At 57.0% G+C, this 26030-nt stretch carries 23 protein-coding genes and 3 pseudogenes; 17 read left to right on the top strand and 9 right to left on the bottom strand.

The window, feature by feature from the left end:
• Together BN903_RS02185 and BN903_RS02180 are read left to right on the top strand one after the other, a co-directional pair.
• Positions 1 to 295: SLC13 family permease (locus BN903_RS02185; protein ID WP_048076132.1), on the top strand; the 295-nt coding region annotated here is incomplete at its 5' end.
• Between the two features lie 9 nt (positions 296 to 304).
• Positions 305 to 1174 carry a universal stress protein gene (locus tag BN903_RS02180; protein ID WP_048076131.1) on the top strand — a complete coding sequence of 290 codons (870 nt, stop codon included), beginning with the start codon at positions 305 to 307 and terminating at the stop codon, positions 1172 to 1174.
• 83 nt (positions 1175 to 1257) lie between these two features.
• On the opposite strand, the gene BN903_RS02175 is transcribed toward BN903_RS02180, so the two are convergent.
• From BN903_RS02175 to BN903_RS02165, 3 genes are all read right to left on the bottom strand, one after another.
• A complete protein-coding gene (locus BN903_RS02175) occupies positions 1258 to 2082 on the bottom strand; it encodes an IS5 family transposase (protein ID WP_048076130.1) in 825 nt (274 codons plus the stop codon).
• A 100-nt stretch (positions 2083 to 2182) separates the two neighbouring features.
• The gene (locus tag BN903_RS02170) at positions 2183 to 3229 is read right to left on the bottom strand and encodes a glutamate-cysteine ligase family protein (RefSeq protein ID WP_052334903.1); all 1047 of its coding nucleotides are present in this window, start codon (positions 3227 to 3229) and stop codon (positions 2183 to 2185) included.
• Positions 3226 to 3525, bottom strand: coding sequence for a hypothetical protein (locus BN903_RS02165; protein ID WP_048076128.1), 300 nt, complete (start codon positions 3523 to 3525; stop codon positions 3226 to 3228). Before BN903_RS02165 ends, BN903_RS02170 begins: the two co-directional genes overlap by 4 nt.
• A gap of 696 nt (positions 3526 to 4221) precedes the next feature.
• Between BN903_RS02165 and BN903_RS18495 the strand changes: the two are divergent.
• A pseudogene (locus BN903_RS18495) lies at positions 4222 to 4320 on the top strand (universal stress protein); the annotation flags it as partial.
• A gap of 506 nt (positions 4321 to 4826) precedes the next feature.
• On the opposite strand, the gene BN903_RS02155 reads toward BN903_RS18495, so the two are convergent.
• On the bottom strand, positions 4827 to 5246 hold the full coding sequence (locus BN903_RS02155; RefSeq protein ID WP_154018012.1) for a universal stress protein: 420 nt from the start codon (positions 5244 to 5246) through the stop codon (positions 4827 to 4829).
• A gap of 103 nt (positions 5247 to 5349) precedes the next feature.
• Positions 5350 to 6519, bottom strand: coding sequence for an inorganic phosphate transporter (locus BN903_RS02150; RefSeq protein ID WP_048076125.1), 1170 nt, complete (start codon positions 6517 to 6519; stop codon positions 5350 to 5352).
• 243 nt (positions 6520 to 6762) lie between these two features.
• Between BN903_RS02150 and BN903_RS02145 the strand changes: the two genes are divergently transcribed.
• Positions 6763 to 8433, top strand: a complete 1671-nt coding sequence (locus tag BN903_RS02145) for a transposase (protein ID WP_048076124.1) — start codon at positions 6763 to 6765, stop codon at positions 8431 to 8433.
• A gap of 392 nt (positions 8434 to 8825) precedes the next feature.
• Here BN903_RS02145 and BN903_RS02140 read toward each other — a convergent pair whose 3' ends face one another.
• Positions 8826 to 10565: a transposase gene (locus BN903_RS02140; RefSeq protein WP_079890551.1), complete on the bottom strand. Its 1740-nt coding sequence runs from the start codon at positions 10563 to 10565 to the stop codon at positions 8826 to 8828.
• A gap of 483 nt (positions 10566 to 11048) precedes the next feature.
• Between BN903_RS02140 and BN903_RS02135 the strand changes: the two genes are divergently transcribed.
• From BN903_RS02135 to BN903_RS02105, 8 genes and pseudogenes are all read left to right on the top strand, one after another.
• Positions 11049 to 12350 (top strand): site-specific recombinase, encoded by a 1302-nt coding sequence (locus BN903_RS02135; RefSeq protein ID WP_048076123.1) that lies wholly within the window; start codon positions 11049 to 11051, stop codon positions 12348 to 12350.
• Positions 12351 to 12425: 75 nt separating this feature from the next.
• Positions 12426 to 12581 (top strand): annotated as a pseudogene (locus BN903_RS02130) (site-specific integrase); the annotation flags it as partial.
• Between the two features lie 206 nt (positions 12582 to 12787).
• Complete coding sequence (locus BN903_RS15445; RefSeq protein ID WP_079890540.1) at positions 12788 to 13423, top strand: IS6 family transposase; 636 nt, start codon at positions 12788 to 12790, stop codon at positions 13421 to 13423.
• 69 nt (positions 13424 to 13492) lie between these two features.
• Positions 13493 to 14229 (top strand): annotated as a pseudogene (locus tag BN903_RS02125) (site-specific integrase); the annotation flags it as partial.
• Between the two features lie 76 nt (positions 14230 to 14305).
• The gene (locus BN903_RS02120; RefSeq protein ID WP_048076121.1) at positions 14306 to 15001 is read left to right on the top strand and encodes a nucleotidyltransferase domain-containing protein; all 696 of its coding nucleotides are present in this window, start codon (positions 14306 to 14308) and stop codon (positions 14999 to 15001) included.
• On the top strand, positions 14994 to 15503 hold the full coding sequence (locus BN903_RS02115) for a DNA-binding protein (protein ID WP_195155682.1): 510 nt from the start codon (positions 14994 to 14996) through the stop codon (positions 15501 to 15503). The genes BN903_RS02120 and BN903_RS02115 overlap by 8 nt, the downstream gene beginning before the upstream one ends.
• Before the next feature lie 114 nt (positions 15504 to 15617).
• Positions 15618 to 17024, top strand: coding sequence for an OB-fold nucleic acid binding domain-containing protein (locus BN903_RS02110; protein ID WP_048076120.1), 1407 nt, complete (start codon positions 15618 to 15620; stop codon positions 17022 to 17024).
• A 585-nt stretch (positions 17025 to 17609) separates the two neighbouring features.
• Positions 17610 to 18941, top strand: a complete 1332-nt coding sequence (locus BN903_RS02105) for a Cdc6/Cdc18 family protein (protein ID WP_048076119.1) — start codon at positions 17610 to 17612, stop codon at positions 18939 to 18941.
• A 546-nt stretch (positions 18942 to 19487) separates the two neighbouring features.
• Here BN903_RS02105 and BN903_RS02100 read toward each other — a convergent pair.
• Positions 19488 to 20705: a proteasome-activating nucleotidase gene (locus BN903_RS02100; protein ID WP_048076118.1), complete on the bottom strand. Its 1218-nt coding sequence runs from the start codon at positions 20703 to 20705 to the stop codon at positions 19488 to 19490.
• A gap of 125 nt (positions 20706 to 20830) precedes the next feature.
• Between BN903_RS02100 and BN903_RS02095 the strand changes: the two genes are divergently transcribed.
• The 3 genes from BN903_RS02095 (at position 20831) to BN903_RS02085 (ending at position 22687) form a co-directional block, all read left to right on the top strand.
• Complete coding sequence (locus BN903_RS02095; protein WP_154018010.1) at positions 20831 to 21295, top strand: hypothetical protein; 465 nt, start codon at positions 20831 to 20833, stop codon at positions 21293 to 21295.
• Between the two features lie 74 nt (positions 21296 to 21369).
• A complete protein-coding gene (locus BN903_RS02090; protein WP_048076116.1) occupies positions 21370 to 21915 on the top strand; it encodes a hypothetical protein in 546 nt (181 codons plus the stop codon).
• Positions 21908 to 22687: a LamG domain-containing protein gene (locus tag BN903_RS02085; protein WP_195155681.1), complete on the top strand. Its 780-nt coding sequence runs from the start codon at positions 21908 to 21910 to the stop codon at positions 22685 to 22687. The genes BN903_RS02090 and BN903_RS02085 overlap by 8 nt, the downstream gene beginning before the upstream one ends.
• Positions 22688 to 22720: 33 nt before the next feature.
• Here the strand turns inward: BN903_RS02085 and BN903_RS02080 are convergent, their stop codons facing one another.
• The gene (locus tag BN903_RS02080; RefSeq protein ID WP_154018009.1) at positions 22721 to 23260 is read right to left on the bottom strand and encodes a hypothetical protein; all 540 of its coding nucleotides are present in this window, start codon (positions 23258 to 23260) and stop codon (positions 22721 to 22723) included.
• Positions 23261 to 23913: 653 nt separating this feature from the next.
• Between BN903_RS02080 and BN903_RS02075 the strand changes: the two genes are divergently transcribed.
• Positions 23914 to 24237 (top strand): hypothetical protein, encoded by a 324-nt coding sequence (locus tag BN903_RS02075; RefSeq protein WP_048076113.1) that lies wholly within the window; start codon positions 23914 to 23916, stop codon positions 24235 to 24237.
• Between the two features lie 29 nt (positions 24238 to 24266).
• On the opposite strand, the gene thyA is transcribed toward BN903_RS02075, so the two are convergent.
• Complete coding sequence (thyA, locus tag BN903_RS02070; protein ID WP_048076112.1) at positions 24267 to 25292, bottom strand: thymidylate synthase; 1026 nt, start codon at positions 25290 to 25292, stop codon at positions 24267 to 24269.
• Positions 25293 to 25423: 131 nt separating this feature from the next.
• Between thyA and BN903_RS02065 the strand changes: the two genes are divergently transcribed.
• Entirely contained in the window at positions 25424 to 26011 is a 588-nt protein-coding gene (locus BN903_RS02065; protein ID WP_052334901.1) for a rhodanese-like domain-containing protein, read from the top strand.
• Positions 26012 to 26030: the final 19 nt, after the last annotated feature.

Genomic DNA, 26030 nt, shown 5'->3' with positions numbered 1-26030 from the left:
CATCGCGACGGGTCTCATCACGAGCGTCATCTCGAACAACGCCAGCGTCGTGTTGATGATCCCGGTCGCGGCCGCGTCGGCAGCACAAATCGGTACGAACCCGTTCGCGTTCGTGCTCGCAGTGACCTTCGCCGCCTCCACGGCGTTTCTGACGCCCATCGGCTACCAGACGAATCTGTTCGTGTACGGCCCCGGCGGCTACACGTTCGCAGACTTCTTCAAAGTCGGTGCACCGCTCCAACTGCTACTCTCAGTAGTCACCACCCTCGGAATAGCCTTCTTCTGGGGGATCTAAGAGGAACATATGTTCGATCAAATACTGCTGCCCGTAGACGACAGCGATACGAGTCAGCGTGCACAGCAATACGCGCAAGTATTTGCGAACGCGTTCGATGCGGAGATACACGCGCTATTCGTACTCGAAAACGGGGGCCTCAGTGATGACGACGGGGATGGGTCTGTTTCGGAACAACTCGACTCAGAACTGAGAACGACCGCCGAATCGACACTTGAGACCGTCGTTGCGGCATGCGAAGCCGATAACATTGCGGTGCGAACGTCGATAACGAGTGGTCACCCGACCGAAGCAATTCTCGACTATAGTGACGCGAATGATGTTGATCTAGTTGTCCTGGGTGCGCACTCTCGTGGACGCCTCGTTCGGTTCTTACGCGAGTCTATTGCCGAGCAAGTGGCTCAGAATGCGTCGATCCCCGTCCTTACGGTCCGATCACAAGAAGAGGAGACCGCTCCGGAGATTCAGGATATCCTCGTTGCTATCGATGGGAGTGAAAGCGCCCAACACGCGAGCACGTATGCGTTTTCCCTCGCGAACGCGTTCGATGCGAGGGTGCACGGACTCTACGTGATAGAGAGCCGCTTCGGGAATTCCGGGGCCCTACGTGACCTTCTCGAACGGGAAAGTGAGTCAGTGCTTCAAGCGGCTCGAGCCCACGCTGCGCAGGCAGATGTCAATCTCGTTCCGGTTACTCGTGGGGGAAAACCAGAGCGTGAGATCAGTGAGTACGCGACCAGTCAGGGTGTAGATCTCGTCGTTCTTGGAACGCATGGACGGTCCGGACTCGACCGATTCGTGATGGGAAGCGTTGCGACGAGCGTCATGCGAAACGCCAACCAACCGGTTTTGACCGTTCGGGGCACGCTTAATCAATGAGTGTGGGTTTTGACACCACTGCTAGTTTCCGATAGCTTAGATAGTCGACTACTATGCTGTGTTGAATAGATGCTGAGTCACGGTTACAGCGGTTCACACAGCGGTTCTATGTTGCTGATGGCGAACATGAGGACAATTTCACGGAACTGCCGATACCAGCTCAGCGCTCGCACGGCATCGCCGAGCGAGCGCTTTGTTGTTGAGTAGGATGTTTCGGCCATCCACCGCTGAGCGTAGCCATTTGCTCGATTGAGCGCGTTGTTCGCGGCTGCTTTCGCTGACGAACCGCGATAGTGAACAAGATACTCAACGCCGTGTGCGGCGATTTCGTACTCGGTATGCCAGTCTTGGAAGCCATTATCGGCGGCGACGGACCGCAGGTCGTCCGCGTTTCGGCGGACGACCTGCGGTCCGGTCTTCGTATCGTGCTTCCACCGTGCGTTGATGTGGACATCGAGAACAGCAAGCGATTCCACATCGGTCAATGTCGTCACCTTCAGCGTCTGTATCGTCCGTCCTGCCCGCTGGCGGAAGTACGAGGACGCACGGCGGCGGTCGAAAAACGTGCTGTCGAGCGCAGCGTGACCGGACTGCGGGTGCTGCTGCGCAGAAACGCGCAGCAGCGCCCGCCACACCCACATTTTCAGCCGATCAAACGACTTGTAGATCGTCGTGTGATCGGGGAGATCGCCCCGATCTAAGCCGAGAGCGTCACGAACTTCGTCCATGTACTTCAGCCGATTCGGCGTTTCACGGTAGCTGTGGGTCTCTTCGACCCGAAAACAGTGAAGAACAACGTGGACCCAGCGGGCGAACCCGCCGCTGGCGGGCTCGCCCGCGTGCTTCCCCAACGCTTGTTTAGCTAGGTGACGACACTGCTCGATGAAGTCGAGGATGTCGATTTCCATGTCAGATTCGATTTCCTCGGCTTCACCCTTCTAAACCGATGATATCGGTAGATAAGATCGCTATTCAACACAGCAGACTACTACAGCCACGTGGTCGACCTCACAGATCGTTATTCAGTTCGGTCGCGTACTGTAGTCGTATCTCACGGGCGGTTTCCGGCGAGATCTCGTACGGTCCGCGTATCCGACTACTGATGGGCGTGTATGCTGACGGATTGAACCCCATCTTCGAGAGGTAGTGACAGACTCGATCGGAGTCAAGGCCATCAACGATCGCAGCAGCAGTGAGACCGCGCAACTCGGCGAACGACGGAATTCCGATCTCGTTCGAGCGACGACCGGGAATTCCGACGACCACGGGGTGCGTCTCGGTGGTCAACAGAACCTGATGGACATCCCGAACGAGGTCGACGATCTGTGATGGCAGAGCCACATCAGGTGCGCGCCATTCGACGGTCGGAGTACGTTTCCGCAGCCGAACAGGCGTCAACACCGTGTTTTCAGGGTGGAAGTGCCGGTCGACTGTCTCCGGGTCGATCCCTCGGTTGAGGGCGATCTGCTTGAACAAGTCGTGGGCTTCGGTAACTCGTGTATTCCAACTGTCGAGCGAGTCGGCGTACGCCCACAGACCCCGATATCGTTCGAGCACAGCGTCCGATTGATGTCTGTACATCAGTGACCGCGACGACGATGCGACGCGCTTTCGGCCGTAGTACGGCGATGAACTGACGAGTGCCAGCACTGGATCGAGGGCGGTCAACAGGTTCAACTGTCGGAGGGTATGCCCCTTGTCGAAATGGACGTGGGTCCCTGCGCAGTTCTTCGCATAGATGAGGTCATCGCCGTAGAGCTGTTCGAGCACTCGGCCACGATCAGTGATGATCGGGAGATCGTGTTCGGTAAGCGGCGTGCCGAGTGGAACCAGTTGTCTGTCGTGCTTAGCTGCGGTCTCGACCACCGTCGAGAGAACGTCGCCGAGCACCGTTTCCAGCTGTGAGGCCGACTCGACAGGAGGGAGTTGTATCTCGATGAGTGAGTCGACGAACTCGTTCGTTACGCACTCGTGTGTGTCGAGCAGTTCGCTGGAGGTTGAGAGCCGCCCCTCCTCGTCAACGACCCAGTACTCCATTTCGAGGCCAATATTCATCGGTTCTCCCCTCCGTCGTTGTACATGGGTGACGTGTCTCGATCGGCATCGATCTCGTCGAATCGCCGGAACACCCGCGCCGTATCTCGGATCGATTCTACGTAGAGGAGCCCAATGGCGACGTTAAGATACGTGAGAACGAAGAACAGTGTTCCCAGTATGATAGCGCCCTCTCCGCCGATCTCGATTCCTCCAACTTTGCCCGCTACCCACGCGAGGCCGGCCATAAGGACGCTACACAGCGCACAGACGAGTGCGAGTCGATTCGGGTTGAGTTCGGGTGTGGTTCGTGTCATAATGATTTGGGGGTTACAGCTCGTGTCGGGAGCAAGTCGGGCATGGTTGTGGATCGGTCAGGCGGTCGCAGGAGGCGGATCTCTCAGCTGTTGTTTGTCCGCCGAAAGACGGTCGGTGATCCGGTATCGTCGTTGAGTACAACGAAATCGGGAGCGAATCGCTCGAGCAGATCGAGGGAGCAGGGCACCAAGTGGTTGCTCAGTTTCCCAGGTTGCGACGGTTGGAACCCCTAATCGGCGGACTCGATCGACGAAGCAGTCCAGTTCGACCAGTCGTCGACCGAGGGGGGCACGGACGCGAGCGAGCGCGGCTCCGTTCCGTACGTTTCGACGAGGCTGTCGTTCGTTCGAGTCGGGCCATACACGACGTACAGCGCGGCGTTAACCCGCTCCGAGAGCGCGTGGGTACAGTGAGCCGACGGCGAGGCCGGGTTCGTCGTGAGCAGTAACGCGGTCGGTCGACTTGAACAATACATATTATATCTCAAAGTATATAAAATGATCTTAGTGGCTACTCATAACCTATAAGAATTTAATATACCGATCTCACCGGTTAGCGGTGCTAAGACAAACGACTTAATTAATGGCGAAACAACCTCACAGTTGACTAGTCTGAATTCACTAGTTTCCAGTCTCATACGGACTGTTCCCCTTCTACCTGAGGGGTTTCCCCGGTGACTTCGGCATCCGGGACTTGACCGGTTCGTGATGGGGAGTGTTGCGACGAGTGTTGTTCGGAACGGTGATCAACCGGTGTTGACGGTTCGGAATGCGCGAAAGGAGGATTTACCATGAAGATGAGCGATCAGGAAACTACGCCCAGTATCTGGTTCCAGCCATTCTTTCGCAGGCATTCAGCTGTGTTGTGAGCGGAACGAGTTTCGACTGAACCAATCCCCCAACCCGCGAATCTCAGCGAACAGTTTTTCGACGAATCGCCCACCTATCATACGTCGAGTGGCCGGCATATGATTCGACGCCGCTATACAATCGAACGTCGCTTGTCGGACTGGAATCTGATGTCCGAACTATCTCGGAGACGTGGTCCAGACATGAGAGTCACAACTCGGTTGAGGAATTCATCTGTTCACTCCCGCTGGCATATTTCGAATTCGACACGCACGATCGCTACACGGGGGCGACCCACTGCGAGATGGACACCTTCTTTCGCGTGTTTGTCCTGAAAGAACTCCCAGGTTGGAGCATGAGACAGCACTGATCGAGTACCCCAAGTGTCGTTCAGCACTCTGTAAGCAACTGGGCCTGGAGACAGTACCGAAAGTCAAGAACGTGACAATGAGCTACCTAACTACGGTCACCGGCGCTACCGATCGCCGAACGATCTTCTCCGCGACGTTGCCGACGAGTAGCCGGTCCGCGAGGCTGCCGCCGTGGCTCCCGATGACGACCGCGTCGAATTCATCGCTCATGTTTATCACCGCTCGGGCCGGGTGACCGACCCTGACAATTGTCTCGATCTCGCTGTCGGACTCGGCGGCGATCTCGTGAGCGCGGTCTAATAGGTCATTCGCTTGTTCCTGTGCCGCCGCTTGAGGATCGTCGGCGAGAGCGATTCCGGTCGCACGACCCATCATCGACGACGGCCCACCGACGACGTGGAGCACGGTGATCTCGGCGTCCGAGTGTGTCTTAAGCGCGTACCGGAGCGCGCGCTCCGCCATCTCCGAGTCGTCCATCGGCACCAGTACACGAAATGTCACAGGGCATCTACGCATCGGATAATCATGAAACCGGGTGATCGGTGGTTCGGTAGTGTCCCGATTGTACCCAGAGATATCGACATGGGGTCACCAGTGACGAGGCTCATCCGGCGAACGGCACCACGACGAAGAACGCATACGACAGGGCCAAAGCTACCGACGGACCGAGGATCCACATCGAGACGTACTTCAGGATTGCTCGCGGGTTGAACAGGTTCCCGGTATTGAGGGCCTTTCTCGACTCCGGTTGGCCGATGGGTCTCGCAGTGTCCCCGTTGTCCGCGGTGATAGCACCAGTAGCAATCGGGTTTTGTGTCTGACCCCCCAACGCGTCCCGGGCTGTAACGGGTCGGGTTGCTCGACCCCATCCAAGCCCGACGATCGTCATTACCATCGCCATCACAAGGCTGATTGGGATTCCTGCGGCCGAGAGAGCGGTCGTAATCGTGGCAGCGGTCGACATCACGATGAGCGCGGCCAAAAGCGGGATATCGCTCAGTTCGGTTCCGACCGACTCCATAGTCCGACGGGCGATTGTGAACCCGCCGATTCCTATCGCGACCGTCGCAAGAGCGATCGCGTTCACCTCACCGATCGCGTTACTACTCACGAGCGGCGCGACTGCGTTCGGGACGTTACTCGCACCCGCACTAAACGCCATATAACAGCCGATTATCAACACGGCTACCGTACTTACGAACTCTCGTCGATCCGTATTCGGTCCGTATGTGGGGCGTGGAATCCGACCGCTTCGATCGAGGCTGAGAAGCGGTCCGTCGGAGACCTCTATCGCGTACCGTCGGTCGAGTTCCGGATATACGTACCGTCCGATTATCGCACCGATCCAGAAGCCGATGATTGGCGTGACGATCCACCACGAGACGATGGAGCCGATCGTCTCGTAATTGAGTGTTCCAGTCGCGAGTCCGAGCCCGGCGATGGACGCGACCGTCGTCATCGAGGTCGGGACTGGCACGCCGAAGACGTTCGCGATGAGAATGCCGAGACCGATGAAAAACAGCACGCCGACACCGGCTTCAAGCGTGATCGGGATCGAAATAATATCCCCGGCGAGCGTGTCCATTACATTTCGTCCGACCGTTATCCCGCCGAGAAATACGAAGAACGTCATCAACGCGCCGGCCGCCGTCTTCGAGAGGATACGTGCGCCGACTGCCGGTCCCCACGCGATTCCGGTAGAGGATCCGCCAATATTGAACCCAACGAAAACCGCCGCAACAAGCCCTACAAAAAGGACAATACTGAGAGACATAATCAATATTCGTCTACAGTCTGTATAAGTATGCTGATGTGACGTTAATAATATTCATAAGTTATCAGTTACCATAGCACGCGTTGTGCTACTTGTTCGGGGCCGAACGTGCGAGGAGTCCGAGGCCGACTCCGGTAGGTGGAGGATCTGTACTGAGCGTTCTGTGACTCCTCTGTATTGAGCACTGTCGAGTGGGTGATTCACCAAAGTAGCTTTTGTCGTCGGTTATAGTACCCCTGTCCGATGGCACCGACACGATCCTCTCGGCGTGCCGTGTACCGTCGCATCGCTCAGACGTCCTACTACGACTGGCCAGCCTATCGTGCGACGCCACTCTACGACCGGAGTTCGACAGCCGGCCTTGCTGAAGATGTCCGGGTCCTCGCGGCCGTCTGGTTCGACCACGACGCCCACGACTCTATCGAAGCGTTCGTCGCTCACTGGCCGCTGGCTTACGTCAAATTCGACGCTCACGATCGCTACGCTGGGAGCACGACCTACGAGATGGAGGCGCTATTCCGTGGCTTTCTCCTCAAGGAACTCTACGGGTGGGACCACGAAACGGCACTCTGCTCGTATCTGGAAGACCGACCCTCTCTCCGCCGTCGCCTCGGGTTCGAAACTGTCCCCGACCAGTCGACGCTCTGGCGGAGTTGGCACTATCGGTTCACCTCCGACCTCCGCGAGTGTATCGAAACTGCCGCGCGGACGATCCTCATCAAGGCGTCCGACGGTGGGGTCTCGGTTCCACGGACCCCGCCGCGTACAATTCCGCGTCGTCAGACCGATGACGACGAGACGACCGGCCCATCTACGTTCGAGCGCAAACAACAGCTCACGACTCACGTCAGCCACCTCGTCTACCCGGCGTTTTCGCTCGACCGTGCGAATGGCTGTGCTATCCACGAGAACGCGTTTTGGAACCTTCAAACGTATCTCGGCCTTCAAGAGAACCTCGCTGCCAATGAGGGCGCTCGCAGCTTCCGCTACGACACGACACGCGAGCGGACGCCTCTCGGTCATAATCATCGAGATCAGATACGATCGCTATCTATCGAGCGCATCCGTGAGATGTATCGCGAGGCTACCCAGCGACTCATCAATCGGACGGCCCAGATGCGAAGCCTGTACCAGCGTAGTTGTATCGCCATCGACACGACGGAAGCCGACCCGTTCACTGGTGACCGGGCGGGCCACGAAGACGAGATCATCGGCACGAAAGAGAAGACCGCCGAGTACGCCTATCAGTGGGCAACCGTCCAGCTCGTCGGTGATTCTGTCCCACTGGTTCTCGACGCACGTCCCATCCGGAAGGGTGATACCCGCTTAGAGATCGTCGAAGACCTCCTCGACTCAGCAATGGAGCTCGTCGACGTTGACCGCGTGTTCATGGACCGGGAGTTCGACAGCCAGCAGATTCTCGAAGCGATAGCCGACCGGGGAGTCACGTATGTCGTACCAAAGCGGATGCACACCAGCGAGAAAGCTCAGGCCAAACGACTGCTTCAGCGCGACCAAGACCGCTACGTTACCGACCGCAAACTCCATCTGGGCAACAACGAGTGGCACGAGACGACGCTCCAGTACCGTCGAAAGAAGAACTCAGACCGGACGGATTACGGGCAGTACGCCGTGTTCATGACTAACGGCGATCCCAGTGCGCTCACAGAATATGGGAAACGCTGGGACATCGAGCGCGGCTACAAGTCGATCAAGCGGTTCATGGCAGCGACAACGTCGAAAGATTTCGTGCTGCGATTTTTCTATTTCGCGTTTGCGTGTCTCCTGTACTCGATCTGGCGGGGGATCGACATGCTGTTTCAGTGTGAGAAGGGTGGTGTATACGATCGTGAACCCGTCGTAACGGCGCAGAACACGTTGACACTGCTCCGGCAGGAGACAGGGATCGGGTAGCGACCATCTAAGACTCAGAGGGTGCCCCGACTCGTGAGCGGCAGCGCTCTCGTGATACTCCGTCATTTCCCGAAATAGTATGATGACCGACACGAAAACGCTTCAGAGGCATCGCTCAACCGGTATCCGTGTACCGATTCAGTCGAAATCACGCATCTCACACCCGCTAAACCCGCTGTAGTCTCAACTTCCACGTTTTCGGGATATGGAGCGTCTACAAACGAATAACGGTCGAATCAGACGGAGATTGAGATGTTCTCACCGAAATCCTATGCGTCGATGGCTAGCAGGTGAGTGAAGATGGTCAGATTAGGAGAGAACGGCCAACATCGTGCTCAGACCGCGAGTCCTGCGGCTTGCCGCAGGCGAGCGACAACTGCAGCATCACCTTCTCATCCGACTTCTCGGAGAGAGTGTCCGACCGCCCGGACGAATGTCCTGGCGGTCACGACTGGCGGCGACCTGATCTCTCGCTCCATGTCGACTTTCACTAGAAAGTCGGTGAGACGCCACAGGTTGTACAATAACGCCGCGAACGTGAAGTTGAACAACCGCACTCGGTAGTCCGTTGAGGAAGTCTTCGGGAGGTAGGCTTTCACCGACTTGTACTGGTTCTCGATGTCCCAGCGACGGCTGTAGCTGTTGGTGACGTGAGCGATCTCGTCGGGATCGACGTGATCGCGATTGGTCACGAACACGGCGTACGCTCCATCAGCATCGTCACTGGTCGCTGGCTCGTACAGGTATTCGGCAGTGTGATCGACGTCACCGTCGATTCCGACGGGGACGTCGTGATTGACAGCTCTATCAACCCCCTCTTTGCTCTTGATTTTCTTGATCGACCGGTAATCTGGCTCGTATTTTGGCACTGGCATCGTGTACAGCAGACCACGACCGTTAATTTCAGCACGGACCTCCTTCGCGTAGAAGCCGCGATCCAGCAGAATCTCGTCGAGATCGACGTACTGCTGGGCTCTCGAAAGCAGACGCTCAACGACGTCTGCTTTCGAGTCGGCTGGGGCGTCAGCTGGTTCCCACTCGGAGTGTTCTTTGACGCCCTCAATCCCGAGGATGATCGGAACGTCGTTCCCGACGATCGTGATCGTCGCGAACGTGTATCCATGCTTCAATTCACCGTCGTCGACGTACCCGCTGACCATCGGCGGGTACGTCGACTTTGAGATCTGTTCGTCCTTGTCGATCCACGGCCAGACGTGGTACGGAACATGGGTAAAATCGACGGCCGCCACGACGTGGCGGTCGTCGAATGGATTTTCGTAGCGGATCGTCTGTAGGATGTTCTCGGTAGCAGTATCGAATGTATCCATGAGATACTCGCGAAATACCTCGGTAAACGCGACGATATCCTCGATCTGTTGATCTTGGAGTGAGACAGAGACCTCCTGATCAGCCAGCATCGCGAACTGCTTGATCACACGGAGAAACGTCGAGTCGTCACAGGTGTCGTTCTCGTCGAGAAACCAGCCGGCTTCGCCCTCTGAATGGGCGCTCCCCTGAGTGAGACACGTCGAGGCGAACAGATCGAGGATCTGTTCGTCCTCGTAGACTCGATTGTCGGCTCGATGGGAGTCGAACTCGCCGAAGGCGTGCCTTCGAGCGAGTTCGACGATCTTGCTCCCGTGCTCTCGGACGTGCTCGCGTGTTACTGTCGGTTCGTCACCGTCTTCGTCGATATCGTCTTCATCCGGGATGATCGGAACTCGTGCTTCCATGATAACGCCACGGTCAACAGCCTCCCGTGCGATACCTGTCGCTGCGGCGTTGAGCGTCAGTTTGGTCTGTTCGCTGAACTGCTTCCACGCGTACGAGAGCGACTGCTGGCTTGGTGCCTTGTCCAGATCAAGCGTCTTCAGGAGTGATGGCCGAGTTTTGAGACGATCTGCGACCTCGCTCTGGGCGAGATCGTAGATCTTCTGATAGAGATACACCCGAGCCATCGGTTCAGTGCCGTTTGCGACCTTGTGTTGCTGGCGGTCGTCGGTGAGTCCACTAATCGGAATCGAGACCTCGCCGAGAACACGCCAGAGATGATCCACTGATTTACAGACTTCTCCAGCGTGATAGACGATCGCCCCCGCGAGCGCGGGGGCGTCGTCATCGACTGCCGTCATCCGTTTCGAGCTCATCGTAGTTCCGAGAGCGGCGGCGAGAGATTTCAAGTCGTCACATTAGTCGCTTAATCGACTATTTTGTCTCTCTAGTGGAGACATAGCTTTCTCGTCGAACGGTACCGCTGCACAAACAACGTATCAGCGAGCTTGTGGTTGGTAGAAATCGAGATCCCGAAAACGTGAACTTCCACACCGACTAAATTGATATAGCGGTATTTGATATACTATCTCCGTCAACCCGAGTACAGGTACTCTATCACCTGCATCCGGGCGATCTGAGCTCACACTCGAGTAAATTCGAAATTCAATTTTACTTTGTCTTAGTTGAGTAAGACAGAGTAAACTCTAAGTCACCCCCACCCGTGGCCCCAAACGAGGCAGATTCAGAACTATGGCCGGCGCTTCCCAAGACAGTCGCTCCAGCCGGATCGCCGCGTCTACAGCGGTGTTCCGACGGCACAACCCCCACACTCCGGAGGCCCAATGACGGGCCGCCGCTCCGTCGAGACGCCGATCGAGGACACGTTCACGAAGTACCTCACGGACAAGGGGAAGGGTGACGCCGGCGAGGAGGGCGCGTACCGAACCGACGCCGAGCGCGAGCTACATCGATTCCGACGCTGGTGTCTCGGCAAGACCGCTGACTCAGCGAACGCGTCGCCGGCGGCGTCGTGGGCCGGCGTCGTCGACGCCGGCACCGTCCGGTTCGCGGACCTCGACACGACGGTGTTCTCGGACTACGCGCGGTACCTCTCGACCGCCGGGTACGCCGCCGGAACGGTGCTCACCTACTACGCACACGTCGCGTCGTGGTGCGGGTGGGCACACGCGCAGGGGTATCTCCCGCGCCACTACGCCCGTGAATCAGATGCTGAGGACCCGCTTCCCGAGAACGACGGCCGACGTCCAGGCGACCAGCAGGCCTGGGAGCCGATCCACCGCGATTTGATCACGCAGTTCGTCGACCACCGCGTCTCTGAAGCGTTCGACGCGCTCGGTACGATCGAAGTCCCCCACGCCGACCGGGGCGACCCCGAAAGCGAGGTATGGCAGGCCAAGCAGAAAGCCCGATTCACAGCGTACCAGCGGTGTCGTGAACAGGCGCTCGTGTACGTCGTGGCCTATACGGGCCTGCGCGGCTCGGAGTTCCTCTCCGCGCCGAAGGAGGACCGTGAGGGCCGCAACGGCATCCAGTGGCGTGACGTGTCGTTCGCGGACAGCAGCGTCACCGTGTTCCGAAAGAGTCGCGAGTGGAAGGAGGCCTCTCTGCCCGAACCCGTCATTGCGCCGCTGAAGCGATACGCGGAGGTACTGGATGTCCCAGACTCGTGGCCAGTGTTCACGACGCTCCATCGGCCGTCGCTCGCCTCACACGTTACCGAGGGCCTTGCCGATGCCGGTCTCGACGACGACGCGATCGAGCGCGTCCGGGCAGGCGCTCCCGACCTGATCGTCGCAGCCGAACACGACCTTGACGCGCCGAAGCCGCTCACCACCGATGGTGCGCGGTCGATCATGGAACGGCTCTGGACCCACGACACACTTGTAGAGCGTCGCGACGAGCTGGACCTCTCACTCGATGGCGATTACCTCGAACTCCACGGTGGGCGTCGAGGCGTCGGCGAGGTCCTCGTTCGACAGTTCGGCTACGCCGCCGCAGCGCGGTATCTCGACAACAGCGAGGAGCAGGTCCGCGAGGCGTACCAGCACATCGAGGCGGCCGAACGCGCCGATATGGCGACCGAGGCATTCTCACAAACAGACCAGCGGGTCAGTGACCAGTAGCAGTATGATCTTAGAGCTGTTGACTTCGGATACGTAGACGGACATGCGGACTATTCTATGACACGCTACAATACGCACTTCGCGCAGCGGGCGGGTGCGATAGCGCCGTTACCCGAGGACGACGGCGGGAGACCCGGTGATCAACAAGCGTGGACATCCGACCAGCGACACGCTCTCACCCAGTACGTTGACGACGCCGTCTACGAGGCGAGCGAGAGGATTTCAGTGCTCTATTGAAAATGCGGTACAGAAGCGGGATAGCTCGATTTTGAACCGGAAAAGACAGGGAATTATCTGGGAGTGGCGACGCTTTCCAACAAGTTTCAGCGGTGATCGATATAGTCATCTTAGATTTGGTATATTTAAACTAACCCCGTTGAGAATCCTCGTGTTCAGATAAGTATGAAGAGTGAGGCGGTGTGTTTTCTGAGTGGTTCATGCCCGAAAACACACGCCTCGGCGGTAGTATCGACCAGATCGAATTAGGTTTTGTGGAACGAGAGGCGACACCGAGATTGCTGATGAAGCTCGGTATTCAGCTCCATCTCGCTGGGCTATCACTTTCGAATACCGTTTCTATTCTTGAGAGATTCGGTGTCGAACATGCTCGATCAACCGTCCACAACTGGGTTCACAAAGCCGATCTACAGCCCGAAGCTGGGCGGTGTCCGGATCACGTTGCTGTTGACGAGACCGTGATCCAACTCAACGATGAGCAATATTGGCTGTATGCCGCTGTCGATCCTGAAACAAACGAATTACTCCATACAAAGCTTGAACCGACGACAACAAAGGTTCTCGCTCATTCATTTTTGACAGAACTCTCCAAGAAACACGATGTCTCCGACGCCGTGTTTCTCGTCGATGGGTCGCACTCGTTACAAGATGCGTGTCAACGCCATAGCTTCGATTTTAGATACGAACAACATGGAAATCGAAATGCCGTTGGACGTGTCTTTAGAGAAATAAAACGTAGAACTATCTTTTTCTCAAACTGTTTCAGCAACGCCGAAGCAGAAACCGCCGACGACTGGCTCAGATCGTTCAGCTTCGCATGGAATCAGCTAATCTGAACACGATGTTGAGAATACTACTGAGCAAACCGCGTTGAGATCAGCTAATCCCCACGCCTTCATCTATTTTCAATAGAGCAGCTTTCAGAAATCCCAGCCGATGATCCCGATGCGAAAGCTCGCGCCCGCTACGATGCTCTTCGAGCAGCTCGCGATCGCGCACTTGTGTATCTCGTCGCCTACACGGCGATTCGCATTGGTGAGTTAGTCCGTGATGGGAGTGACCCTCGCCGTCGAGGAGTCCGCTGGGAGGACGTTAGCCTCAGCGACGGAAGTATCGACGTCTATCGGAAGAAGCAGTCATGGGACAGCGCGAGCCTCCCTGATCCCGTAATCGAACCACTGCGGCTCTACAAACGGCGTCTCGATCCTCCCTCTGACCAGTGGGCGGTGTTTCCAACTCTCCACTTCGCGACTGTCTCAAAGCACGTCAAAGAGGAATTGGCGAATAGAGGGCTCGACGAGGAAGAGATCTCCACTCTCCGTAAGGAAAGTGACTACGACATCTTCCTCGCTCTCTCAAAGAACATCCGCGTCCCCTCGATCTCAACCGACGGCGCTCGCGGTACGCTGAAACGGGTCACTAAGGACAGCGGCGTAGACGTCGAAGATTCAAAACACGAGTATCTCGCGCCACACGGGGGCGTCGGGGGATGGGAGAAGTCCTCGTGAGAGCATTCGGCTACACGGTCGCTGCTCGATATCTAGACAACTCCGAGGAGATGGTTCGGAAACGGTACTCGCACATCGAAGCAGGCGAGCTCGGCGATGCCGCTGCCGAGGCGATCGAAGACATCGACGGATAGCCGGGGTTCGATAGATTATAAGTACAGCCCGCGTTTTCATATAAACTTTATATAGTAGTGAGCCGTAGCATGGCACATGAGCCATGAGACGGAATCGAGCCCCGAACAGGGTGTGTCCATATCCGTTCCAATACCCGCCTCAGACGCGGATTTATTCAAAAGCAAGGCAACGAACGACATCTTGCTATTTTTAACGAACCACCGATTCAAGCAGTTCTCACAGCGCGAGGTGGCTGACCAGATTGGCCATTCCCAACAGACGGTTCGGAGAGCGGTCAACACCCTCGTCAAGAACGGATTAGTGGTTGAACATCCTGATAACAACCAGCGGCTCGTTCAGATCAACCGAGAGCGACTTGCTGTGCCGGACGACCCGATCCTCCGAATACCGCAACCAGAGTTCCACAAGCCCGTGAAGGCCGCCGTCGACGAACTCACTGGCCGTCTCAACGGCGTCATCGGGATCGTCCTGTACGGAAGCGTGGCGCGTGGCGAAGCCGATCGGCGCAGCGACATCGACCTCTGGGTGCTCACGACGAACGAACGAGCCCCAAACCAGCGGGAGGCGAACGCTGTTGGTCGCGACCTCGAAGACGCCGAGTTCGACGGCAACAGGTATGCTTACGACATCGACGTTGAAGCGGTCCAAGCGATTCCCACGTATACCGACGACATCCGGGAAATTGTCGTTTCAGGTATCCCGATCTACAGCACTAACCAGTTTGAGACGGTCGAAAAGCTCCTTCTCGAGGAGGGTGGTAGCGATGAGTGAGCGGTCTGACCCAGGTGACATCCTCGATGCCCTAGAACGGGCACAAGACGCCTTCGAGCTGATAGGCCGTGGTCGAGCAGAGTTCGAGGACGGGATTAGTGCCGACGAGGACTGGAAGACCCAGCTGACGAAAGCGTGCCGGCTTATTGAGGTGACAAACACCCTTCAGACGGAGGGAGACTACTACACAGCGATCATCGAGGTGAGCTTTGGAACCATAGAGAGATCCATCGAAGCGTACGCGCTCGCGATGTCGGACGATGATCTTGAGGACTTCCAAGATCACGAGTTCAGCTACAGACGCGCACACGAGATTGGTCTGTTCACCCAAGAAACGGCAGAAGACATGGAGGATCTGTATAGCGATAACCGAACAGAGAGCTACTACGGAGGCGGGAGACCGACAGAAGAGCAGGCAGACGCAATGGCCGAACTTGCTCTCGCAGTCCACGAGTTCAGCGTGAACCAGATTCGGGAAGGAGGAGTCTGTCTCTGTAACTGACGGACGATCCGTCTTTGCCGTATATGGCATATCACTATATGCTATTTCGGGGGTGGGTGGGGGGTTTGAGGAGTATGTTTTTAGCCACCGGGTGAGTCCAGAGTGAGTATTAGTATGAGTGGTGTTAGAGACGTATTCGATGAACTCAACACGGAAATCCCCTTCAGTGAGTTCGAGGAACTGGTCGAGAACAAGGTAGACGAAATGAGCGGCCTCGTCGACGAACACGCCGCCGCCATCCTCGTCTCTCAGGACTTCGATCAGGGGAAAGTCGAGAGCATCGAGAGCCTCACGACGGCGATGGACAGCGCCGAATTCACGGCGAAGGTCACATCAGTCGGCCAGCTCCGGACCTTCGAACGCGAAGAGGAAGACGGAGACTCTTCCCAGGGACAGGTCTGTAACGTTGAAGTGGGGGACGAGACCGGACACGTCACGCTCGCGTTGTGGGACGGGATGGCCAAGGCAGCAGCGCAGAACCTCGAGGCCGGTGAAGTCCTCGAAGTCAAGGGATACCCGAAGGACGGCTATCGCGGTCTCGAAGTCAGTGTGAAAGATATCGAGCGTGTGTCCGATGACGGGATCGACATTCGAACGTTCGACACCTACCAGATCGATGATCTCCACACCGACCTCTCCGGCATCGACGTGACGGGACTGCTCCTCGACACCACTCCTCTGAAGACGTTCGACCGCGACGATGGATCGACCGGTCAGGTCGCAAACCTCATCCTCGGAGACGAGACCGGACGCATCCAAGTCGCACTGTGGGACGACAAAGCAGAGGTCGTCGACGACTTCGAGGTTAGCGAAGCGGTCAAAGTCTCCAACGTGAACGTTCGCGAGCGAGATGAGAAGCTCGAACTCCACGCCGGGAGCTGGTCTACTGTTGAAGAGGTAGACGAGATCATCGAGTACCGCCCGAACACGACCGACATCAAGAACATCGACGACGGGGTCGTGACGATCGCCGGGACAGTCAGCGATGCTTACGACAAGGACAGCTTCACTCGCGACGATGGATCAGAGGGCTCGGTCCGCAATATCGTCGTCGAGGACGGCACCGGGTCGCTCCGAGTCGCTCTCTGGGGTGACAAGGCTGACAGAGACGTTGAGCATGGGGACGAACTACTCTTAGCCGACCTCTCGATACAGGAAGGGTTCGAGGGCGGCACCGAAGGATCGGCCAACTGGAACTCTAGTATCACCATCATCCGTAAGGCGGCCGACATCCCGAAACGAGAAACTGAGGCACCGACGGAGGAGAACTCTCAGGCCACTGGACTAAACGAGTACGACAACAACGAGTCGGTAGCAAACGATGCCGACGAAGACACGGACGAAGACGGGGAGACAATCGAAGTCACCGGGACCATACTCGGAACCGGAGATACTGCCACCCTCGAAGCCAACGATGAGCAGCACACTGTCGTGACTGACGAGGACCTCCGACTCGGTCAACAAGTCACCGTGCGGGGCGAGGTCAAAGATGGAGAACTCCACGCCGAAGAGATATTCTAGTCCACTCGAACCACCACTCTACCTCTGAGGACACACCGTTTTTCTAGTGTTCTTTCCTCCGTCCATTATTCACGGACCCCCCACACCGTTTTTCCAGTGTTCTTTGCTTCTCGACACACCGTTTTTCCAGTGTTTATCGTGTCAACGGGTCACAGAGCAACCACACCGTTTTTCCAGTGTTCTTTCCTCCGTCCATTATTCACGGACCCCCCTACACCGTTTTTCCAGTGTTCTTGACCGCTTCCATTATTCATTGACCCCCTCCCCAGATTTCGTCTGTTCTTCAAGCCATCCATTATTCATTGACCCCCCACACCGTTTTTCCAGTGTTCTTTGCTATAGTTCAGCTAATACAGCCTCTAGAGAGGCGGACTGCGATCTACTCCCCGATTCCGCCTGCTGATAGGGACACACCGTTTTTCCAGTGTTCTCAACGAATCCATTGTACTACCCACCACCGTGCCACGAGCCGTTCTCGTTGTGAATAATTGATATATCCCAACTGGCTCTCAGAACGTTCCACTAGCATTAGAAACGTTAGAAACAGTGGAAACAACTAAGTCGAGTGGGGTTCACGAATCTCGCATGACCGATTCCGTATTCGACTCGAAATCAGAAATCATCGAGGACGCGGAGGTGTTTGAGGAGGATTATACTCCAGACGAGATTCTCTGCCGAGACGAGATGATGGATGAGTACGTGAAAGTGCTCAGGCCCATCTACAAAGGTCGCCCTCCGAAGAACGCCTTCCTCTACGGCGACACGGGCGTCGGTAAGACGGCAGTGACAAAGCGGCTCACCGATCAGCTCATCTCGGACATCAAAGAGCAGAAGGACGACCACACCCTCGTCGCGAACGAATTCTCAATTGTAAGCGACACCGTTGCTCTCCCTCACGAAGTCTCCGAAGAGGACGACGTCGACCTCACCATCATCCAGTTGAACTGCCAGAATCTGCCGACGAAGAGCGACACCAATTCATCCTACCAGGTCGCGATCGCAATGGTGAACGAGATGAGGCATCAGGAAGATAAGATCGCCACAACAGGATACGCCCCACAGGCGGTCTACAATATGCTCTATGAGGAGATCGACCGTGTTGGCGGGACGTTCCTCGTCATCCTTGACGAGGTTGATGCCATCGGAAGTGATGACACCATACTCTATGAACTGCCTCGGTCCCGTTCAAACGGAGACATCCACAACGCCCGGATAGGCGTGATCGGGATCAGCAACGACTACACGTTTCGGAAAAACCTCTCTCCGAAGGTTCAGGACACGTTGTGCGAACGCGAAATCAGGTTCCCGGCGTATGAGGCCCAGGAGCTGGGAGATATTCTCGCAGCCAGATGTGAAGTGGGGCTCGTCGATGGATCGTATTCTGAAGAGAATCTCAGGCTGGCCTCGGCCTTAGCCCGTCGAGATTCCTCTGGAAGTGCTCGAAAAGCAATCGATATCATAAAACGAGCCGCCGAGATCGCCGAGGATCAAGGAGCGACTGAGCTCAAAGATACGTACATCCGCGAGGCGCATGAAGACCTCCAGCAGGGAGACATGGTCTCATCAATCACTCATCAAGACAGCCACAAGCTGATAGCCCTCGGCGCTCTAGCCGAAGCCGAACGTCTCGGGAAGACACCGATCCGAACCAAAACATTCCACGAAGCGTATCAGAAATTCGCGGAAGGGACGAACACAGAGCCACTGACACTGCGTGGATTCCATAACCATCTAAGCCGGCTGAGTATGTTCGGGTTCGTTGAAGAACTCACAAATAATGAGGGGAGGAAAGGAGGCCGGTATAATGAGTACCAGTTCTCTGAGGATCTGTCTAAAGAGACCGTGAAAGAGGCGTTTGATACGATGAACGACATCGACTGGGTCACGATTCGCATTAGACCAGGCGCGGAGGGGTAACCCTCCCCCTGCGGTTTTCCAGTGTTCTTCCTCGAGTCGTCCGTGCCCCCGTCCAGTTCAGGGGCCGATCACCCACACCCCCACACCGTTTTTCCAATGTTCTTCGTCGTATCGCGGTTTTCGGACGAGTCGAAGACATCCCGTCTCCTGTTATAAATAAGACGATCTTAAGGAAACTCTACACAGACAATACCCGCCACGTCTGTCTATCTCTCTATTATTATATTACCTATACAATAAAATATATAATGTAGTTCTTTAGTGAGTAGTATACAGTAGGAGATGCCCTTTGTTTGAGAACACTGGAAAAACGGTGTGGGAGGGTAATCGATACGACAGAGATGTTGTCCTTGTGAGATCGGGATCAGACCACCGTTCGCTTCATTTAGAGAATCCACACGATATCGTGAGAACACTGGAAAAACGGTGTGGGAGGGTTACCGACTAATCGAAGAGAACACTCGAAAACCGGCGTGTACGGTGAGGCAAGAACACTGGAAAAACGGTGTGGGGGAGACAGAACCGACAAAGTAGAACCGCGTGTCCCTACGCGAAGGCCGTCGGGCCGCTCATCGCGACCGTCTCTTCCTCGCCGTCGTCCAGCTCCGCGTACGCATCACGGAAGTCGCACATCTCCACCGTTTCACGACCGTCGCGGATCGCGTTCATTCCGGCCTCCGTACAAACCGCCCGGATCTCTGCGCCAGTGATGGAGCCGACGGCCGTGGCGAGTTCGCTCGTGTCGACGTCGTCGTCGACGTTCATCTCTCGCGTGTGGATATCGAAGATATCCTCGCGTCCTTCTTCGCCGGCAGCCGGGACCTCCATCAGCCGGTCGAACCGACCGGGACGGAGGATCGCGTCGTCGAGCATGTCGAGGCGGTTCGTCGCGGCAATGATCCGGACATCACCGCGATCATCGAACCCGTCCAACTCCGCGAGCAGCTGTATGAGCGTCCGCTGGACTTCCGCATCTCCCGACGTCTTCGAATCAGTCCGTTTGGAGGCGATCGCGTCGATCTCGTCGATGAACAGCACCGACGGCCCGTTCTCTCGCGCAACCTCGAAGAGGTCGCGGACGAGTTTGGAGCCCTCGCCGATGAACTTGTGGACGAGCTCGGAGGCAGCCATCCGGATGAACGTCGCGTCGGTCTCGTTTGCGACCGCCTTCGCGAGCATCGTCTTCCCCGTCCCCGGCGGACCGTGGAGAAGCACGCCACTCGGCGGGTCGATCCCGACCGAGTCGAACACCTCTGGACTCTCCAACGGCATCTCGATGGTTTCGCGGACCTCTTCGATCTGCTCGTCGATACCGCCGATGTCCGCGTAGGACACGCTCGGGGACTCCTCGACCTGCATCACCTGTGCGCGGGCGTCGGTCTCTTTGTCCAACTTCCCAGTCACCGCGAGGTTGTTGTTCACCGTCACCCGGTCGCCGGCCTCGAGATCCTCCAGCATCTCCTCGGTCACGTCCGTGAGAGCTTCCTGGTTGTTCCCGTGCTGCTTGACAATCACCTCATCTTCGGTGAGTTCCTGAACCGTCGCGATGAACAGCGGCGACTTCTTGAGCTTCGTATTCTCGCGCGTCACTCGGTCGAGCTGCTGTTCGGCCCGGTTCTTCTCAGCGGCCGCGTCCAGGAGTTTGTTCTCCATCTCCCGGTTTTGGGTTTCTAGGACCTCGACGCGCTCGCGAAGGTCTTCTGCCGTCTCCTCTTCCGTGTGGTCGGGGCTTGGCATGTCGCTGCGGTCGGTGGTTTCAGTCATCACTCCGTCCTCAGATGGTATCTCCATAAGAAGGTGTTGGGGGTGACAACCACCAACACGATTCTGACCAATCTAACTGGCCGATCAGAGCCACGTTGATATACACGGGTCAACTTACCTGCGATATGGGCCACACGCTACTCGACGGACAAACGCCCCCGGAGAAAGGCGATCGCGTAAGAGTCCGCGTTCTCAGGTCTTTGAACGGCGATCTTGCTGTTGACCGACCGTTCAAGGATCGCCCGTTTAGGTTGACCGGCGTCGACGATGCGTTATCTATCCCGGACGCGCCGGGGACGTACGAGGTGCGTGGGACGGTTACTACTGCTGCCTTCGCCGATTCGAACGGACCCGACTACTTCGTCTTCGAGGAGTACACGATCGACCGCGTCTCCGAGGACCTCCTCCAGCTGCCATCTGAACACTCAGACACCACACCCGACAGTGGAGGGGTCTCGGGAGTCGACGTCGACGTCGAGGATGTTCTCCCAGGAGAGCTCACCGAAGAACAGGACACGTCGGACGGGCTAAGCAGTGGGACGAAACGCCTCGGGGACAGTCTCAACGACCTCCTCATCGGCTCTCGGTAAGTCCTTCTCGACTGATCCGGTGGTTCGGCCACCTCACCGGGTCATTTATGCTATCATGCGAAGAGAGCAGTAGTATGAGCGACGTGCCGTATTTCATTAGCGACTCTCGCGACCCTTCGCGTTCCTCTTGGAGCGACGATGAAGATTGGAATGCCGGTGAGAGCTCGAACATCGACATCGGAAACGGCGAACTCGTCGGAAGGGTCCCGGTGATCGAAACGAGCGAGGTTCCAACAGACGGAATCTCTCACGCCTGGGCAGACATAACTCGGACTTCCTACGAGGATGAGTGGTCTATTGAGGAGGCCGCACCGACGAGTAGTGAGTTCAGGGTCGAAATGGAGGTCACACAGAATGGTGGGCACAATGGTGATGAGAGCGTAAAAGTCGAGATGGGCCTGCGGATGAAGGATGCTGATGGCTTAACCACGGACACCCTCTCAACCAGTGTGACCTTCGGCGGCTCCACGTCATCCGGGACGACGAAATCGACAAGTGTTACAGGTACTGTAACCGCTGGGACCGACTGGGTGCTGTTCATCAAGGGCTACCACGCTCCGACGACACGGTATGGCCCCAATGCGATGAATGCGGATGCGTCCGTCGCGCTTTATGACTAACTCCTCCCGTTTTGTGAGCGATCGGAGGACCAACCAGAACGTCTCTTGGAGTGGAGAACTGGACTGGCAAGCTGGGGAGCGAACCAACGTGGAGATCGTCGACGGAGCCCTCGTGTCTCAGATGGACCCACCGGAGAGTGGAGTAGCACGATGGAATTTCGAACAGGACCTCTCAGACTCGTGGGGGACAAACCACGGATCCGACTACACCAGTTCGGGCTACACCTCAGCCCCTACTGGAGGATACGCGAAAATCTTCAATGGGAGCACAGACCGCGTTGTAGTCCCGAACGCACCAGAGCTCCAGTTTACGAATTCGATTACCATCTCGACCTGGTCATATCTCGATGGTCGGGACGATGAAAATAGCCGCATCATCACGAAGCGGACTGACGGCCAAACAGTAGAGTCGTACGGGCTCGTCAAGGATCAATTCGTAGACGGCGACGACTCAATGGCGTTCCGGGTGTACATAGATGGGGAACACTCTACTCTGGACTCGCCCGAACGAATACCGCTCCGTGTCTGGACCCACTGGATAGGCACGTGGGATGGAACTATCCAGAGGCTCTTCAAAAATGGCGTCGAGGTAGGCTCACAACCCTTGACTGGAACCATCACAACGAACCCGGATGCTCTTGGAATTGGATGTCGGGGCGACGGGAATAACGACTGGTGGAACGGGTATATTGACGACCTTCGGCTGTATTCTAAGGGTATCACCGCAAGTGAGGCCTCGAATCTTTATACCACAGGTCGGATCAGCGGGTGACGACTCGGCAAAAATCGGATCCTCGATCCTCCGTTATCGGTACACGAGCCGTCCTTCGCGTTCCAGCATCGTCACAGCGGCAACCACCTGCTCGATTTCATCTTCATCATTCAGATCGGTGAACGTGTGTCGCGATAGCCCTTCCCTCCCGGAGATCTGGTGGATCCCGTCCAGTTCATCTTCGCCGATTTCAGCGTAGGCGTCGAGTTGGACGCATTTGAGCACCTTCTCGGAGCCATCCGACATTTCGATCCTCTCGAAGCGAAGCGAGCCCGGTCGCGCCCGGCCAGAGACGATCCGATCGAGCCCATCTTTGTGAGCGACCAGGTACCCGCCCACGCGAGAGAACTCAAGGAGGTCGTTCAGCGAGCCCCGTCCGGTAGCGTTGTCCACGGAAAGCGCCTCGGGATCGAGCGACGGCCCGGTTCCGTAATCGACCAGACCAACGACACCCTCGTCGAGCAGACCATCGATAACCTCCTCGGAAACATCGGGCGACACCCGGTTCGAAACAACCATAGCACCATCCTCAACAACACGACGGTCGCGACCTGCGGCGGCGGATTCTTTCATGCCAACTACACGGTTGCCGAACCAATTGTTAAGTGTGGCGTTTATGGAGATTGTGTCGCTTCGGATGCGACAGCACTGTCTTGTCAATTATTACAACGTGAGACGCCCAACGATTGACAAGATCCGTACCGGGGAGTGCCCCGCTGCCATGTTGGGAACTCAACGCCCCACTATGAGTATCGCGACCACTGACTAGACGAGGAAATTCAGGACACAGCAAAAGGCAGGACTAGGGGGAACCGTTTCGCCGACTCAGTAGGCGTCACCAATTGCCCATCGAGACAGCATCTAGATCACCCCGTTACCACCCGGCCACCTCCGGGGAGACGGCGGCCAGCTCACAACGACCAGAGCGTGGACTGGGGGGCTCGGTAATCGCAATACTACGCCGGGTGTGGTTCTGTTGAGGCATTGTTGGCTTCACTGGCTTTCAGAGATTCTCCACAGGCGAGGAGGCTACCGGCCCATGACGAGTGGGCCGGCCATGACAAACACAATGTTGCTATTCGACTCGAGGGGCCACCCGAACCAGTCTGGGGCAGGCCAGAGTGTCCGGCTAGGGTAACCACAACAGCCGCTTCACATACCTTAATAATAAGTGTCGCGGTCAATCTGAGCGGAATTGCTATGTACTGCCCCGCAGGACTGGGCATATGACGAGCGCAGAAGCGGTGGTCGTGCTTGGGATTATTGATGGAGCGATCGGCACCATCACGCAGTCATGGTACCTCACCGCGATCGCGGTGGTCGCTATCCTCACTGTCGGTCTCTCGATCCTCAGTGGTTTGATCGATATCGCCGTGTATCTCACGATGCTGGGATTGGTTGCTCTAGTAGGACTGGGTGTTGTGAACTTCTTCGCCCCCAATCTCATCCCCATCGTCGCGACCCCGGCGCTCCTGTTCGAACCCAGCACCGTTGAACCCATGATTCGCCTCACAGAATCAGCAGCGACCCCGCTCATCCCGTCAGTCTAACGCAGAACCGCCGCAACATCGACCCTCTGTTATTCAGCAACTCCGAACGACAGTCCCGACTCGGATTCGTAGTCGTGAAGCTCGATATCGTCGAACGTGAGCTCATCGAGGGGAACATCGCGAACGGACACGCTCGGTCTCGACGTCGGCGTCCGAGACAGCTGGGTGAGAAGCCCCGGCACGTGATCTAGTTGGTCGTCTCCCTCTGCTTCCTCCGGTGCGTTCTCTTCGACCCACTCGCGGACCTGGAGGTACCCGTCGGCTTTATCGACAGCCGCGAGGCGGTCTTGGAGAGCCTCGAGATTTTCATCGTACCACGCTCCGCGTTCGCCGGCCCCACAATAGACGTGGGCGTCGACGATCGTGTGGCCGAACTCGCCGACCTCGAAGCCGGTCCGCTGAGCGATGATCTTCAGGAGTAGCGCGTACGCCGCGATGTTGAACGGGATCCCCAGAGCGATATCCCCAGACCGCTGCGTGAGATGGAGGTTGAGTCGATCGCCCTGGACGTTGAAGACGAAGGTGTAGTGGCACGGAGGGAGCGTCGATACTGCCGCGTTCGACGGGTGCCACGCACTGACGACCAGTCGCCGAGAGTGCGGTGATTCCCGCAGCGTGTCCAGTACGTACTGAAACTGATCGAAGGTCCGCACTGTCTCACCATCCTGCGTTTCGGTCGACACCCAGCGGTGGGCGTCATCGGGCCACGATTCACCCGGTAGTTGCTGTTCGAGCTCCGGGACAGGATACCGCCGCCAGAACCGACCGTACGCCGTGTCGAGTTTGCCGTCTTCATCTGCCCACTCATTCCAGATCCCGGTTTTCTCGCGAAGCTCTCTGATGTGGGCCTCGCCAGAGAGGTACCAGAGCAGCTCATGGATCATCGACCGCCATCGAAACCCATCCATCTTCTTCGTCGTGAGAAGCGGGAATCCCTCCTCGAGGTCTATCTGGTAGCCAACGTTGAATCGGCTGATCGTATCGACACCCGTCCGATTCGGCTTGTACGTCCCACCGGCTAATGCCCGCTCAACAGCAGAGAGGTACTGCTTCATACTCTCTCTCACCTCCCCGTCTGTATGAAGTTATGGGGTCTCCACCCCTGAAACAGCCTTACCGCGTTCCAACTATTCGCCCGAACCATCTGACCGGTCTCTTTATGTCAGAGTACATATTCAGTAGGAGCATGAGGCGACGTCAGTACCTGACAACGGCAGTTGGCGCGATCGCAGTTACCGCCGGCTGTACCAGCAACGCCACTACTCAGGCCATCACCGCGGATGTTCGCGATCCCGATCCGAATCTGACCGAGGCTGGGCTCGCACCCGACCCAATTGATCTTCCCGAGCGCGAAGTCGATGAAAGCCAGTTCACCGACTACAACTCCGAAGGGACGGAGATTCAGCAAGTCCCGTTGGACGTCGCGTATTATTGGTATCACACCCGGAAGGCCCGATTTGTCGACGCCCGTACTGCCGAGCGGTACAACCAAGTCCACGTGAAAGGGGCGATAAGTAGCCCTGCCCCCGACGGAACGGCGGACGATCCCATGAACGACATCGGCGACCACGAGCGCATCGTGACCTACTGTATGTGCCCGCATTACCTCTCAGGCCTTCGGGCCGCCTCCCGACAGAACTCTGGCAACGCAGGCGCGTATGCGCTCTACACAGGCATCCGACCGTGGGTCGACAAAGGCTACCCCATTGGAGGCGTCGAAGCAGAGGAGCCGGTGCTTCCTGAAGAAGAAGACTACAGCAACGCCGACAAGTAACCACTCCACCCACGTCAGC

It is taken from the genome of Halorubrum sp. AJ67 (assembly GCF_000513435.1).
This window is presented reverse-complemented; position numbering and strand designations above follow the sequence as displayed.

Excerpts from the sequence above, each read along its gene's own strand:
- BN903_RS02180 (WP_048076131.1), top strand. The coding sequence starts at position 305 with ATGTTCGATCAAATACTGCTGCCCGTAGACGACAGCGATACGAGTCAG.
- BN903_RS02175 (WP_048076130.1), bottom strand. The coding sequence starts at position 2,082 with ATGGAAATCGACATCCTCGACTTCATCGAGCAGTGTCGTCACCTAGCT.
- BN903_RS02170 (WP_052334903.1), bottom strand. The coding sequence starts at position 3,229 with ATGAATATTGGCCTCGAAATGGAGTACTGGGTCGTTGACGAGGAGGGG.
- BN903_RS02165 (WP_048076128.1), bottom strand. The coding sequence starts at position 3,525 with ATGACACGAACCACACCCGAACTCAACCCGAATCGACTCGCACTCGTC.
- BN903_RS02150 (WP_048076125.1), bottom strand. The coding sequence starts at position 6,519 with ATGTCTCTCAGTATTGTCCTTTTTGTAGGGCTTGTTGCGGCGGTTTTC.
- BN903_RS02145 (WP_048076124.1), top strand. The coding sequence starts at position 6,763 with ATGGCACCGACACGATCCTCTCGGCGTGCCGTGTACCGTCGCATCGCT.
- BN903_RS02140 (WP_079890551.1), bottom strand. The coding sequence starts at position 10,565 with ATGACGGCAGTCGATGACGACGCCCCCGCGCTCGCGGGGGCGATCGTC.
- BN903_RS02135 (WP_048076123.1), top strand. The coding sequence starts at position 11,049 with ATGACGGGCCGCCGCTCCGTCGAGACGCCGATCGAGGACACGTTCACG.
- BN903_RS15445 (WP_079890540.1), top strand. The coding sequence starts at position 12,788 with ATGCCCGAAAACACACGCCTCGGCGGTAGTATCGACCAGATCGAATTA.
- BN903_RS02120 (WP_048076121.1), top strand. The coding sequence starts at position 14,306 with ATGAGCCATGAGACGGAATCGAGCCCCGAACAGGGTGTGTCCATATCC.
- BN903_RS02115 (WP_195155682.1), top strand. The coding sequence starts at position 14,994 with ATGAGTGAGCGGTCTGACCCAGGTGACATCCTCGATGCCCTAGAACGG.
- BN903_RS02110 (WP_048076120.1), top strand. The coding sequence starts at position 15,618 with ATGAGTGGTGTTAGAGACGTATTCGATGAACTCAACACGGAAATCCCC.
- BN903_RS02105 (WP_048076119.1), top strand. The coding sequence starts at position 17,610 with ATGACCGATTCCGTATTCGACTCGAAATCAGAAATCATCGAGGACGCG.
- BN903_RS02100 (WP_048076118.1), bottom strand. The coding sequence starts at position 20,705 with ATGACTGAAACCACCGACCGCAGCGACATGCCAAGCCCCGACCACACG.
- BN903_RS02095 (WP_154018010.1), top strand. The coding sequence starts at position 20,831 with ATGGGCCACACGCTACTCGACGGACAAACGCCCCCGGAGAAAGGCGAT.
- BN903_RS02090 (WP_048076116.1), top strand. The coding sequence starts at position 21,370 with ATGAGCGACGTGCCGTATTTCATTAGCGACTCTCGCGACCCTTCGCGT.
- BN903_RS02085 (WP_195155681.1), top strand. The coding sequence starts at position 21,908 with ATGACTAACTCCTCCCGTTTTGTGAGCGATCGGAGGACCAACCAGAAC.
- BN903_RS02080 (WP_154018009.1), bottom strand. The coding sequence starts at position 23,260 with ATGAAAGAATCCGCCGCCGCAGGTCGCGACCGTCGTGTTGTTGAGGAT.
- BN903_RS02075 (WP_048076113.1), top strand. The coding sequence starts at position 23,914 with ATGACGAGCGCAGAAGCGGTGGTCGTGCTTGGGATTATTGATGGAGCG.
- thyA (WP_048076112.1), bottom strand. The coding sequence starts at position 25,292 with ATGAAGCAGTACCTCTCTGCTGTTGAGCGGGCATTAGCCGGTGGGACG.
- BN903_RS02065 (WP_052334901.1), top strand. The coding sequence starts at position 25,424 with ATGAGGCGACGTCAGTACCTGACAACGGCAGTTGGCGCGATCGCAGTT.